At 58.3% G+C, this 12,918-nt stretch carries 11 protein-coding genes; 7 read left to right on the forward strand and 4 right to left on the reverse strand.

Annotated elements, in window-relative coordinates:
- The first annotated feature begins 17 nt into the window (after nucleotides 1–17).
- Nucleotides 18–1,208, forward strand: a complete 1,191-nt coding sequence (locus tag L1A08_RS19220) for a pyridoxal phosphate-dependent aminotransferase (protein ID WP_238758152.1) — start codon at nucleotides 18–20, stop codon at nucleotides 1,206–1,208.
- A gap of 135 nt (nucleotides 1,209–1,343) precedes the next feature.
- On the opposite strand, the gene L1A08_RS19225 is transcribed toward L1A08_RS19220, so the two are convergent.
- From L1A08_RS19225 to recQ, 4 genes are all read right to left on the reverse strand, one after another.
- Nucleotides 1,344–1,805: a molybdenum cofactor biosynthesis protein MoaE gene (locus L1A08_RS19225; RefSeq protein WP_238758153.1), complete on the reverse strand. Its 462-nt coding sequence runs from the start codon at nucleotides 1,803–1,805 to the stop codon at nucleotides 1,344–1,346.
- Between the two features lie 3 nt (nucleotides 1,806–1,808).
- Entirely contained in the window at nucleotides 1,809–2,066 is a 258-nt protein-coding gene (locus tag L1A08_RS19230) for a MoaD/ThiS family protein (RefSeq protein WP_238758154.1), read from the reverse strand.
- A gap of 5 nt (nucleotides 2,067–2,071) precedes the next feature.
- Nucleotides 2,072–5,077, reverse strand: coding sequence for an FAD-binding and (Fe-S)-binding domain-containing protein (locus L1A08_RS19235; RefSeq protein ID WP_238758155.1), 3,006 nt, complete (start codon nucleotides 5,075–5,077; stop codon nucleotides 2,072–2,074).
- 322 nt (nucleotides 5,078–5,399) lie between these two features.
- Nucleotides 5,400–7,250, reverse strand: a complete 1,851-nt coding sequence (gene recQ / locus L1A08_RS19240) for a DNA helicase RecQ (protein WP_238758156.1) — start codon at nucleotides 7,248–7,250, stop codon at nucleotides 5,400–5,402.
- A 276-nt stretch (nucleotides 7,251–7,526) separates the two neighbouring features.
- Here recQ and purQ point away from each other — a divergent pair, with 276 nt between their 5' ends.
- From purQ to L1A08_RS19270, 6 genes are all read left to right on the forward strand, one after another.
- Nucleotides 7,527–8,333, forward strand: a complete 807-nt coding sequence (gene purQ / locus L1A08_RS19245; RefSeq protein WP_238758157.1) for a phosphoribosylformylglycinamidine synthase I — start codon at nucleotides 7,527–7,529, stop codon at nucleotides 8,331–8,333.
- 287 nt (nucleotides 8,334–8,620) lie between these two features.
- On the forward strand, nucleotides 8,621–9,277 hold the full coding sequence (locus L1A08_RS19250; protein WP_238758158.1) for a class I SAM-dependent methyltransferase: 657 nt from the start codon (nucleotides 8,621–8,623) through the stop codon (nucleotides 9,275–9,277).
- A gap of 61 nt (nucleotides 9,278–9,338) precedes the next feature.
- Nucleotides 9,339–10,127, forward strand: coding sequence for a class I SAM-dependent methyltransferase (locus L1A08_RS19255; RefSeq protein WP_238758159.1), 789 nt, complete (start codon nucleotides 9,339–9,341; stop codon nucleotides 10,125–10,127).
- Between the two features lie 275 nt (nucleotides 10,128–10,402).
- Complete coding sequence (locus tag L1A08_RS19260; RefSeq protein WP_238758160.1) at nucleotides 10,403–11,170, forward strand: glycosyltransferase family 2 protein; 768 nt, start codon at nucleotides 10,403–10,405, stop codon at nucleotides 11,168–11,170.
- Nucleotides 11,171–11,196: 26 nt separating this feature from the next.
- On the forward strand, nucleotides 11,197–11,970 hold the full coding sequence (locus L1A08_RS19265; RefSeq protein WP_238758161.1) for a TylF/MycF/NovP-related O-methyltransferase: 774 nt from the start codon (nucleotides 11,197–11,199) through the stop codon (nucleotides 11,968–11,970).
- A gap of 183 nt (nucleotides 11,971–12,153) precedes the next feature.
- Nucleotides 12,154–12,819, forward strand: coding sequence for a class I SAM-dependent methyltransferase (locus tag L1A08_RS19270; RefSeq protein ID WP_238758162.1), 666 nt, complete (start codon nucleotides 12,154–12,156; stop codon nucleotides 12,817–12,819).
- Nucleotides 12,820–12,918: the final 99 nt, after the last annotated feature.

Raw genomic sequence — 12,918 nt, forward strand, 5'->3', positions numbered from 1 at the left:
GAAGAAACTACCTCGCCATGAAATTCTCTCCCGCCGTCTCTCAGCTTGCTCCCTCCGCGACGATTGCTGCTGCAGCCAAGGCGAAGGAACTGAAACAATCGGGAATCACGGTCTACGACTTCACACTGGGCGAGCCCGATTTCAACACTCCGGATCACATCTGTGAAGCCGCCACGAAGGCCATGTACGCTGGCAAAACGCACTACACGCCTGCGGGCGGCCTGCCGGAACTGCTTCAGGCGGTCTGCGATGCCGCGAAGCGGGATTATAACCTGGCGATCGAGCCCAAGAATGTGGTCATTTCCAACGGTGCCAAGCACTCGATCCACAACGTTCTGACCGCGATGTGCCATCCGGGCAGCGAAGTGCTGATCCCGACTCCCTACTGGGTCAGCTACAGTGCCCTGGTCGAGCTGGCTGGCGGCATCCCAATTCTGGTTGAGACCGACGAATCGGCCGGGTTCCTGCCGACGGTGGAGCAGATCGAAGCCAAGGTCACCGGTCGCACGCAGCTGATCATGCTCAACAGCCCGTCCAATCCGACCGGCGTCGTCTTTCCGAAAGAGTTGATGCAGGCCATCGGCGAACTGGCGGTGAAGCACGACTTCTACGTGATGTCCGATGAGATCTACGACAAGCTGATCTATCCCGGCTGGGAAGCAACCTGCATGATGACGCTGTCGGATGAGATCGCTCAGCGAACGATCATCGTGAACGGGGTCAGCAAAGCCTATGCGATGACCGGCTGGCGAATCGGTTGGACGATTGGCGATCCGGCTCTGATCAAGGCGATTAACAAGCTGCAGAGTCAGCAGACGTCGAACCCGTGCAGTGTCAGCCAGTATGCCGCGATTGCCGCTCTGACTGGCCCTCAGGAATGCGTCACCGAAATGCTGGCGGCCTTTACGAAGCGTCGCGACTACGTGCTCGGACGACTCCGTAAGATTCCGGGGCTCTCCTTCGCCGATCCGGGCGGAGCGTTCTATGCCTTCTTCAACGTCTCGGAGTACTTCGACAAGCCGCTTCAGAACGGTGTAACGGTCTCGAATGTTTCCGACTTCTGCACCGAACTGCTCGGCAACGCCCACGTGGCTCTCGTCACCGGAGACGCCTTCGGAGCTCCGGGTTACGCCCGCCTCTCGTTCGCCACCGACATGAACACGCTCGAAGCCGGACTGGATCGTCTCGAAAAGTTCCTCGCCGGTTAGAGCATGTCCTTGCTTCGCCTGCAGTTGCCTGGCGCCAATCGCCTGCCATGCTGAGTTAGCTCCTGGCAGGAAACGTTCAACAAATCGAGTGGCCCGGCCGTGATTGCGGCCGGGTTTCTTCATTGGCGGAGCTGGTTACGGCGTTGGAAACCCGGGGTGGACCCATTCGGTGGTGCCGTCGGACCAGTGCTCCTGTTTCCAGATCGGGACGGACTTTTTGATTTCGTCCATCAGGAACTGAGTGCCGGCGAAGGCCTCTGCGCGATGCGGGCTGCTCACGGCGATGGCGATCGCCGTTTCGCCGAGGTCGAGATGCCCCAGGCGATGAACGATGCCGACCCGTTTCAGCGGCCAGGACTTGCGAGCTTCCCCGACGAGACGCTGAAGTTCGAGAATGGCCATCTCGTGGTAGGCCTCGTAGGCCAGAGAATCGGTTTGACGCCCGGCGGTGAATTCACGCACGGTTCCGAGAAACAGAACAACCGCTCCGCAGGCCGGGTCCCGCACGGCAGCCGTCAGGGCTTCGTGATCGATCTCGGTTTCGGTCAGCTCGATCGTGAGATCGTTGTCCGGTGAATGATACAGACGGTGCTCCACGGCTTAACCTCCACTCACCGGGGGGATGAAGGCGATCTCATCACCCGGGTTGACTTCCGTCTCGCCGCCGCAGTAGCTGCCGTTGAGGGCAGTGAAGACCGATTTCAGATACGGAGCGAGCAAGGGGTATTCATCGGCGATCTGCTGTTTGACGTCAGCGATTCGCATGGCCTGTTGACAGATCAGTTGCGTTTCGCCGGTCCCGGCCACCTCCTTGAGCTGGGCAAAAAATCGCACGGTGATATTCGCAGTGGACGGCATGAGGCTTACTTCTGTGTGATGCGTGTCCGCTTGTCGGTTTCCAGGGACATCAGCCCGTAAGCAGCCGCCAGGACCTTCAGTGGGTGCAGAATCGGCTTCGTGGCGGGATGCTGCATCTGTAGCTGGCAGGCCGCACACTCGCTGCTGCCCAGGTCGAAACTGTCGTTGATCACGGCGTTGATCAGCCCTTCGCCGATCTTGACCGAGGTCTCGAAGTTCGCATGCGTCAGACCGAAATGACCCGCCATGCCACTGCATCCCTGATTGATGAAATGCAGCTTGAGTTCCGGAATCAACGACAACAGTTGAACGTACGGTTTCTGGTTCCGCAGCGACCGCTGATGACACGGTTCATGATAGGCGATCGTGTTGGGGGTGGGCGAGAACTTTGTCTTCAGAAGTCCCTGTTCATGCAACTCGACCAGGAACTGGCCCGCTTCGACGGTTTGCTTCGCCACAGCCTGAACGTCGGGATGCTTGAGCAGCATCGGATATTCCTGCCGAAGACAGACGGCACTGGCCGGCTCGATACAGAGGATGCGATGTCCTTCCCGGGCGTACGGACCGAGCACCCGGATGTTCTGCTCCGCTTTCAGGCGGGCAGGGCCCAGATCGCCGACATTGATCAGCGACATCCCTGAAACAACCTGATCTTCGGGCACAAGATAGGGGATCTCGTGGTGCCGCAGAATCGCTTCCAGAGCCAGCATCGACTGCGGATCGTGGTAATTGGCGAAGTAGTCGACGAACAGAATGACCGGCTTGGTGGAACTGTCATCGGGAGTGGTGGCGGCCTTCTTCCGATTCCGGCGGAGAACCTGCTCCAGATAAGGCTTCGAGGCCAGCTCGGGCAACTTGCGGCGGGAGTCGATGCCGATTGTCTTCTGCAGAAACCAGCGGCCAATCGGGCTGCGGAACATCTGATTGACAAGCCAGGAGAACCGCCAGCCGAATCCCGCGAGCCGATCGACTCGCGTCAGATACCAGTCGGCCCGGCTCAATCCCTGCTGCTGGACGGAGTTGGCCTTCGCCTCCAGCCACAGGTGAGGAATGTCGACTTCGCTGGGGCACTCCAGTTGACACTGCTTGCAGTTGAAGCAGGAGTTGAGCACCTCTTCCGGGCTGAGCGTTTTCAGCAGATCAATGGCTTCCGCCGGGTCGACCTGGGGGCTCTCAAACAGATAGTGGCGGATCGTGTTGGCTTTGCTCCGCGGAGCGGTGTACTCGTTACGGTCGATGTGGTGAAACGGACACATGCGGTACTGCGGCTGCTGTGTTTTGCACTGCCCGCAGCCGTTACAGGCGGAGGCTTCCACGGCCATGTCAGCCGGAGTCCAGTTGAGCTGCGTCGTGGCATTCGAAGAAAGTTGCACCAGATTGCCATCGGGCCGAAAGTGGCGAATCGACAGGTGCGGATCGCCGCTGATGATCTTGTCGGGATTCAGAATGCCGTGCGGATCGAACAGCTGCTTGATCTGTTGAAAAACGCGATAGAGCGGTCCGTACTGAGAGCGGATGAATGGCGTTCGTGAAAGACCATCGCCATGTTCGCCGGAGATCGAACCGCCCGCTTCGTTCACGATGCGATACAAATCGCGGGCGAGCGATTCGTACGTGTCCTGATTTTCCGTCGAAGGCAATTCAAGAAACGGGCGGAGATGCAGCTGCCCGCTTCCGGCGTGAGCGTACAACGATGCCGTGACCTGATAGCGCTGCAGAGTCCTCTGTGCATTGTGGAGGAACTCGCCAATGCTGGCGGGAGGAACCACGATATCTTCGATGAACGGCACCGGGCGGGCAGCTCCCTGAATGCGGGCCAGCAACGGCACCACCTGTCGGGGAAGCTTCCAGAGGTTCTCGACTTCGTCGATGGTAATGGCATGCAGGAGGATGCGAACGCCGGGCAGATCCGCTTCCAGATACTTCAGGAAGGAGTCGATCCGCTTTTCGAGTGATGCAGCCGTGGAGTCCTCGAAGGCGACAATCAGCGCGGCGGCGGCATGTTGCGGGATCAAATCGGAATAGGCGACGGAAGACTCCCGAGCCAGCGTCAGCAATCGACGGTCGAGCAGATCGCAGGCGACTGGTTCATGCTGCAGAATTCCGGCAACGCTTGCGGTCGCTTCATCAAACCGCTGGAACGCGAGCAGGAGCCCTTGTCGGTGTTGCGGAAGCGGCAACGTGTGCAGTTCTGCCTGAGTGCAGATGCCGAGTGTCCCCTCAGAGCCGACAAACAGCCGCGGGAAATCCAGAACGCCGCCTCGCAGCACGTTACGAACCATGTAGCCGGCGCAATTGCGTGGCAGAATCTGCTGATGAGACCGGATGAGCGATTCGTTCTCTTTGAGGATTCCAGCCAGCCGCCGCAGGATGACCCGGACACGGGCAAACTGATCATGATCCCCCGTCGTGAGAGCCGGAGTGGACCCGTTGAGTCCCAGGTCGATCAGCTCGCGCGATAGATTATGAAGTGAGCCATCGGAAAGCACGACGTTCAGCGACTTGACGTGATCCCGCGTCGAACCGACGCCGACCGCGTGGGCGCCGGCGGCATCGACGCCAATCATCCCTCCGATGGTCGTGATGGCCGCGTTGGACGGATCCGGAGCGTAATATCGACCGTGCTTAAACAGTTCCCGATTCAGGTCGTCAAGCACCACTCCCGGTTGAACCGTGACCGAACGCGAGTGGACCTCGAGAATTCGATTCATGGACCGGCTGAAGTCGATCACGATTCCCGTACCAAGACATCCGCCGGCCAGACCCGTCCCCGAACCGCGGGGCAGGACCGGAATCTGATGGTCAGCCGAGTAGCGAACCACAGTCGCGACGTCTTCTTCCCGCTCGGGAAAGACGATGGCCAGCGGCGTTGACTGGTGAAGGCTGGCATCGGTGGCGTAGAGCGCGAGCGTACCGGGATCGGTCCGGATCAAACCGGGAAGCAGGCCACCGAGATCCTCCTGGATCTGCTGACTGAGTCGCTGTTGTTGCTCGGGTGTGTATCTACGCACGTCGGATCAGCAGGAGCGTGGTGGAACATTGCAATGAGAGAGGGCGTTCTGACCGCGCAAAGCGACCGTTCACGGGCTCCAGAGTGTCCCTTGGACGGCTGGAATCATCTCGAGAGAGCTTGAGCGGCAGCTTCGCGCCGGGCGGAGCGCGGTGAATGGTATTATAAGGGGCGGCCCGGACAAGAATAAGATTCTCCGGGTGTTATTCCGCCGAATTTCGAGGCCGCTTTGTCGTAGTCGCGCCAGTCGAAACCCGCTTCCGCCGGATTTCCTTCGCAGTCTGCCCGCCCTGCGTGACTGGACAAGTCGTTCGTGGCGACATTCAGACTTCCCAGCCGACTTCGGCATGCGATTCACAGAATTCGGCGATCCGCTTCAGAAAGATCGCCGCGTACTGGTCCGCCTTTTTCTGTCCGACACCCTGAATTCCCAAGAACTCGGAGAGATTTGTGGGACGTCGTCGAACCATGTCGATCAGCGAGGCGTCGCCGAAAACGATGAAGGGAGCGATTCCCTTTTCGGAGGCGAGATCGCGGCGGAGAAGACGGAGTTCGTCGAAAAGTTCCCGTTCCATCGGGGAGAGCTCGGTCGCATCCGGTTTGGAAGCACGGGACTTCTTCTCCCGGGCAGCGGCCTGAAGCAATCTCGGGGCGTAGTCGCCGTTGAAGACTTCCCGGCTCCTCGGCCCCATTCCCAGCGTTTGGTATTCTCCCTGACGAACGAGGCAGTCCTGATCGATGAGTTGGTCGATCCACTCGCGGATCGTTGTCTTGCGATAACCCTGCAGCAGGTTGTACGTCGACAGTTCGTGATGACCGTTATCGAGGATTCGCTGGTCTTTGGATCCGGTCAGAACTCCGGCAACGTAATCGGCTCCGAATCGCTGATCGACGCGGTAGACGCAGGAGACGATTTTCTGAGCCACGACCAGTGAGTCGTCCATTACTTCGATTTCGCCCAGGCAGACATCGCACGCGCCACAGTTCTCGACCTCAAACTCCTGCCCGAAATGCTCGACGAGGGCTTTATGTCGGCACTGCAGTGAATTGCAGAAGCGCGACTGCAGTCGGAGCTGTTCTTCCGCCGCCTGTGCCGCCTCGCCGGTCAGGTCATCGAGCATCCGCCGCCAGGTAGCGAAGTCGTTCCCGCTGTGGAACAAAACGCATTCGGAAGGCAGACCATCGCGTCCGGCTCGGCCTGTCTCCTGTTGATAGTTCTCAATCGACTTCGTCGCCGAGGCATGCAGAACATAGCGAACGTTCGGTTTATCGATGCCCATTCCGAAAGCGACCGTCGCGACGACGATGTCGGCTTCTTCATTGAGAAAGGCTTCCTGAGCCCGTTGCCGCACCTCGTTTTCGAGACCGGCGTGGTAGGCGACCGCCCGATGACCCGATTCCTGCAGTTTGGCGGTCAGCTCATCGACCTGGCGGCGACTGATGCAGTAAATGATGCCGGCTTCGTCGGCATGGCGGTCGATGACGGTTTTGACCTGATCGTGGAGTTTCTTGCGACGCTGGACGCGATAGCTCAGATTCGGGCGATCAAAGGAGCCGACGAGAACCAGCGGGTCGTGGAGATTCAACTGGCGGCAGATGTCGTCACGAACCTGTTCGGTCGCCGTAGCGGTGTAAGCATGAAAATCGATATCCGGCAGATGTTCGCGGAGTTCTCCGAGCAGGCGATACTCCGGCCGGAAGTTGTGTCCCCATGAACTGATGCAGTGGGCCTCATCGACCGCGACGGCGGAAATCTTCTGTCGCTTCAGAAAGTCGATCATCTTCTCGGTGCAGAGCCGTTCCGGAGCCGCATAGAGCATTTTGAGCTCGCCCGACTCAACCCGGCGGACAATATCACGGCGTTCCTCGAAAGACAGTGAACTGTTCACCGCTGCTGCGGGAATGCCGATCTCGGTCAACGCATCAACCTGATCCTTCATCAGGGCGATCAACGGGGAGACCACCACCATCAGGCCCTCGCGAATCAACCCGGGAACCTGATAACAGAGCGACTTGCCGCCGCCAGTCGGTAACACGACCAGCGAATCGTGCTGCGACATCACCGCTTCCATGGCCTGTTGTTGCAGCGGCCGGAAGTTCGGATATCCCCAGTATTGCTTCAGCGCGTCCCGCAGGGCGGATTCGTGTTGTCCGGCGGTCTCTTCAGAACTCACAGGTCTCGGCTTGTGGCAGGGGGAGGGAAGGGGTTCGATCACGTTGAAACGTCGGAGACGAGGAGTCCGCGAAAAGTTTCCTGATCCGGTTGCTGGATCATTTCCGGCGGTCCAATTAGCATCTCGCCGACACGACGTTATGATAGTCTCTCGATTGAGAGATCAGGAAACAAGTGTTCCTCTGCCCCCTTGAAATCGGCGGAGTCGAATACCGAAAACTGCTGCAGCAGGCAGCGATCGAAATCAGAGCCCGCACCGGGCACAAGGCTTGAGCGAATGACGGCAAACCCTCGGATCTGTGTACTCCGGGCTCCTGGCACAAACTGTGATCCTGAAACGTGTTACGCGTTTGACCAAGCGGGGGGAGCCGCGGATAATGTCCATCTGTTTGAGCTTTTGGAAGCTCCGCAGAGGCTGCGAGATTACCAGATTCTCTGTATTCCCGGCGGCTTCAGCTATGGAGATGACATCGGAGCCGGCGTGATTTTCGCCGCTCAGATTCGTCGCCAGCTTGGCGATCTGCTCCACGAACATCTCGATCGTGACACGCTCACCCTGGGAATCTGCAACGGGTTTCAGGTGCTGCTGAAGTCGGGCATTCTGCCTGGCGGATCGAAGGACTGGACACCCGGTCCGGAATATCAACGCCAAGCGACGTTGACCTGGAACAATAATGGCAAATACACGGCTCGCTGGGTCGAACTGGTGGCCGACAGTCCACAGAACGTCTTTCTCAAGGGGATCGACCGCATCGAGATGCCGCTCGCGCATGCCGAAGGCAAACTCTGCGTCGCCGATCCTGCGCTGGTCGATGCCTGGCGGGACAATTCACAGATCGCTCTCCGCTACTGCGACACTTCCGGTAAACCGTCCGACGATATCCTCGACGAGCAGTTCAATCCGAACGGATCGGTCGCCAATATCGCCGGTCTGGGGGATGCCTCGGGACGCGTTCTGGGGCTGATGCCGCATCCGGAACGCTTTATCAAGGCCACCCACCACCCGCAGTGGACCCGCAAGAATCTGTCGGGTGAAGGTGACGGCCTCAAGCTCTTCCAGAACGCGGTCCAGTACTTCGCTTAATCGGGACGATGTCGAACGGCAGGATAACGGAGTCACAACGACCCTCGTGAAGTGCGTGCTCGAACGGAGATCATGCGGCCCCCAAAGGCTCTAGTGCGGATGGCGCAACCTCCTGTCGCTGCGCAATCCGGCCGTTTGACGGCCGGGCTTCGCTCGGAGGGATCCTCTGTTTCTCGCACACGCTGTGCCGTTCCGACAAGGTATTGACCCTGCTTTGAGCGTTCGCGTATATTCCGCGCCGCATCGCCGCCCGTACCTCACCCCTTAAGTCAGGATGACGATTCTCCATGGTGAAGTTGAAGAAGGACTACGCATCCTTCCGTACTCGTCCGGCACGTACTCAATACCTGCACGACCAGTTTGGAAGCGTTCTTAAAGGCAAAATCCTGGATGTCGGCTGCTATGAAGCGCCGCTTCGCGAGATGCTGCCCAACGAAGACTATCTTGGAATTGATATCGTCGGGAAGCCGGATCAGGTCGTCGATCTGGAGAAGGCCGAATCCCTGCCGTTCCGAGACGGATCGTTCAACTGCGTGATCTGTATCGAGGTGCTGGAGCATCTCAACAACCTTCACGATATGTATCAGGAGCTGTTCCGCGTCAGCAGCAGCGACGTGATCGTCTCGCTGCCGAACTGCTGGTGCGGTGCCCGTCAGAAAGTGGGTCGAGGCAACGGAGAGATCCTGCACTACGGCCTCCCGCATAAAAAACCGGTCGATCGTCACAAGTGGTTCTTCAATGTGACCCAGGTGGCGGAATTCTTCTCAGCGGCCTGCCCGGCGGAGTATGAGCTTGTTGACGTCCGCGTCGTCGAGAAGCCTCGAAGCAAGGCTCTTCAGCTGTTGCGGAAGTTCTGGTTCTCGACCAAAGCTTACGACAATCGCTATGCCCACACCGTTTTCGGCGTGTACCGACGACGTCAGGCCCAGAAACTGGCCGCGTAAGCATCCAGCGTTTCTGAAAACTGTTTTTGTATCAACGCAGTCCCGATCAGGATGACCCAGGATGCGGCTTCACAAGCAAGATGTTTTCCCCGGCTACATGACCCAGGCGATTGGTTTCTTTAAGGACCAGCCAGCCGGGCAGCACATCCTCGATCTGCCTGCGGGAAACGGCAAGCTTACGGCTGCCCTGCGGGATCTGGGGCACACGGTCACTCCAGCGGATATCAATCTGCAGAAGAGCGACTTCGTTTATGCCGATATGACGAAGCGGCTTCCTTTCGACGATGAAACCTTCGACGGCGCCATCTGCCTCGAAGGAATCGAGCACGTTCTGAATCCGTTTCTGCTGCTCGGGGAGCTCATTCGTGTCTCCAAAGTCGGCGGACATGTTGTAGTCTCGACGCCGAATATCATGAATATGTGGTCTCGACTGCAGTTTCTGTTTACCGGCACCTTCTATCAGTTTCATCCCGCACAGCTGCACGATTACGAGCCGGAAGAGGCGGTCGATCGCTTTCATATTTCGCCGATGTCCTATCACACGATGCGCTATCTCGGCGAGTATTTCGGCGCGGATGTCGCCGAGGTACGTGGTGACAAAGCCAAACGCGGCTTCCTGGCTCCGCTGTACATGGGGATTCAGGTTGCCGGTTCGTTCTGGTCTCGCTCGCTGTATTTCTCGAAGAAGTACGAACAGTACCGGGAACGCAATGCGCGAATTCACCAGCAGTCGAATTCCTGGCCGGCCATGACGGGACGCTCCATCGTGATGGTCTTTGAAAAGAAGCGATCCACCCGGGTCGTTCCCACGGATGTGTTCTTGAGCGAGGACGCGGTGAAGGCCGCCTGATTGCCTTGTGACTCACGCGGGCCCTGCCTGCCGTTTCAGCAGGTGACAACCGGGAAGTGGGTCGCCGTGCTGACTTGTTCCGGGCATGTGAAGCGGAAACTCTCCCACAAGCGTTGTGGGTCCATCAGATCTAATCGATTCGAAAGAGTTCGGAAACCGGGATTGATCGATTTCGCGGTTCTTTCGTATAAGCCGACCGTGTCATCGGAATCTCACTTCGCCAGGAAATACATCGCATCGATTAGACGCCCTTGCGGCTGAGCAGGAGGAACAATATGCAGTCTGCAACTCAGCCGCCGTTCTCCGCCGCGGTGATCTGCTACAACGAAGAAAAGCATATTGCCAACAGCCTCGGTTCACTCACCTGGTGCCAACAGGTCGCTCTGGTTGATTCCGGGTCGAACGACCGCACGCTTGAGATTGCCGCCGGATTTCCGAACGTCGAGATTCACACGCGGCCTTTCGATACCTTCATCAAACAGAAGAACTACGCTCTGTCGCTTTGCCGCAATGAATGGATTGTCTCGCTCGATGCCGATGAAGTCCTGACCGACGAGAACATCGCCGAGATCGCCGAGCTTCCGCTCGATGTCGCTGGTTATCGCATTGGCCGCCGCTCGTTCATCGGCGACCAGGAGATTCGCCACGGCACCTGGAGTCCGGATTACCAGCTGCGAATCTTCCGCAAGTCCTGCTCGCAGTGGGGCGGAACGAATCCTCACGAGTCGATTCAGATTCACGGCGAAGTCGGGCGGTTGAAGTCGAGAATGCTGCACTACAGCTACGACGATTTCGATCAGTTCATTGCCCGCAACACGAAGTACATCCACATGATGGTCGACCATCTTGAGCAGACAGGTCGAACGACCAATGCCGCCGAGCCGTACGTTCATTGTGTCGGTAACTTTCTGAAGGCCTACTTTTTGAGAAAAGGGTTCCTCGACGGTGCAGCAGGGCTGTTTCTGGCTCGCCATATCGCCGGAGGATCGTTCCTGAAATACCGACTGCTGGCTGAGCGAACCCGCGAACGGCGAGCCGCCTGAATTTTTTTGTCCCGAGGGAGTGGCGAATGCCGACGATTTTCAAAATTGCAGGAAGCACCGTGCAGTCTCTGAAAGAGAAGATGAAGACTGCCCGCAAGTCAGCTCGTCTCCGCAAGACCATGCGTGATGTCGATCCAGCCGACCTGGCGATCATCGAACGTGTTTCGCCTTTTACGATGCTCAGCCCGGATCGGATCTATGCGTTCATTCAGGCCACGCAGCATGTGACCCATGCCGGAATCCCCGGCGCGATCGTCGAATGCGGCGTCTGGAAGGGCGGGGCGGTCATGTCGTCGTTGCTGGCCATGCGGAATCTCAACCGCAGCGACCGCGACTACTACCTGTACGATACCTTCGAAGGCATGCCGAAACCTTCCGCAGCCGATAAGAAGTTCGATGGTGAATCGCTGGGTCAGGCCTTCGCGGACCGACAGTGCGGCGAAGATTCTTCGGACTGGTGTCGCGGAGAGTTTGGTGAGGTCCACGAGAATGTACTCGGCACCGGATACGATCCGAGTCGAATTCAGTTCATCAAGGGCAAGGTCGAAGACACGATTCCGGAAACGCTGCCGCAGCAGATTGCCGTTCTTCGGCTTGACACCGACTGGTACGAATCGACGCGGCACGAACTGGAACATCTCTATCCACTGCTCGCTCCGGGCGGTGTGTTGATCATCGACGACTACGGACATTGGCAGGGTGCTCGACAGGCGGTCGATGAATATTTCGCCGCTCACTCGATTCCTATGCTGTTGCACCGGACGGACTACACCGGCCGCATCGGGATCAAGGCGGCTTAGGGCAGGAAAATCGAGTGCCATGCAGGCAGCGTGGAAGTCATTGAGACATCGGGATACGGCCGCGGTGATCTCACACGGATTGATAAGCTGAAATTTAGCACCATGCCGCGCGAAAGCGTGGGTATGGCACCCGGCGGAACTACGACACACGGTTCGACATCGATTTTGAAAGGACTCAAGCCGATGCGACGATGCTCGGAAACACTGGAAGCGGAAATGACGCCTGGCGAACAGGAGTTTCTGCGGAACCTCGTGCGGAACGAGAACTTTACCGGCTCGCACCTGGAGATCGGCACAGCCGCCGGCGGGACGCTCTGTCGGATGATGCAGTGCTTCTCAGACGAAGCCCGCCCGCGATTCGTGGTCGTCGACCGGATGACCTACTTCCCGAATCAGCAGGGGATTGTCCACGAGAATCTTCGGAATCACGGCCTGAATCCGGAGACGGTCGATTTTCGGACCGCGACCAGCAGCGAAGCCTTCCAGACTGCAAGCCGGCAGGAAGATCGTTTCGACTTCATGCTCGTCGATGCGTCGCACAAGATCCGAGCCGTCATGTCCGACCTGAAATGGACCCGACTGCTCAACGTGGGTGGAGTCGCCTGTTTTCATGATTATTCCGACAAGTTTCCCGGCGTGAAACTGTCGATCGACCGCTTCCTCGCGCAGCATTCGAACTACGAGAAGATCGGGCATGTCGATTCTCTTCTCGCGATTCGGAAGAAGGCCGCCTCATCGACCGCGGAAGTCTCATTCAACGACAGTGCCTATAGCGTGTTGATGTTCGTTCCCCTGGAAGTCGACCGTAAGATCAAAAAATGGAAAACGCGTCAGCGCAAGGCAGCCTGAACGTCGGGCCGAACGCGGTTCCATCGGTCTCGTCCTCCTCAATCGCCGCCAGATCGCAATCTGAGACGAGTGATTCCGGTCGCCTTCTGCGCCTCGATT

This window comes from Rubinisphaera margarita (assembly GCF_022267515.1).
GTDB classification, from domain to species: Bacteria; Planctomycetota; Planctomycetia; order Planctomycetales; family Planctomycetaceae; genus Rubinisphaera; species Rubinisphaera margarita.

What these genes read in the sequence shown, in the direction of transcription:
- purQ (WP_238758157.1), top strand. Translation starts at nt 7,527, where the DNA reads ATGACGGCAAACCCTCGGATCTGTGTACTCCGGGCTCCTGGCACAAAC.
- L1A08_RS19230 (WP_238758154.1), bottom strand. Translation starts at nt 2,066, where the DNA reads ATGCCGTCCACTGCGAATATCACCGTGCGATTTTTTGCCCAGCTCAAG.
- L1A08_RS19220 (WP_238758152.1), top strand. Translation starts at nt 18, where the DNA reads ATGAAATTCTCTCCCGCCGTCTCTCAGCTTGCTCCCTCCGCGACGATT.
- L1A08_RS19260 (WP_238758160.1), top strand. Translation starts at nt 10,403, where the DNA reads ATGCAGTCTGCAACTCAGCCGCCGTTCTCCGCCGCGGTGATCTGCTAC.
- L1A08_RS19250 (WP_238758158.1), top strand. Translation starts at nt 8,621, where the DNA reads ATGGTGAAGTTGAAGAAGGACTACGCATCCTTCCGTACTCGTCCGGCA.
- L1A08_RS19265 (WP_238758161.1), top strand. Translation starts at nt 11,197, where the DNA reads ATGCCGACGATTTTCAAAATTGCAGGAAGCACCGTGCAGTCTCTGAAA.
- L1A08_RS19255 (WP_238758159.1), top strand. Translation starts at nt 9,339, where the DNA reads ATGCGGCTTCACAAGCAAGATGTTTTCCCCGGCTACATGACCCAGGCG.
- L1A08_RS19270 (WP_238758162.1), top strand. Translation starts at nt 12,154, where the DNA reads ATGCGACGATGCTCGGAAACACTGGAAGCGGAAATGACGCCTGGCGAA.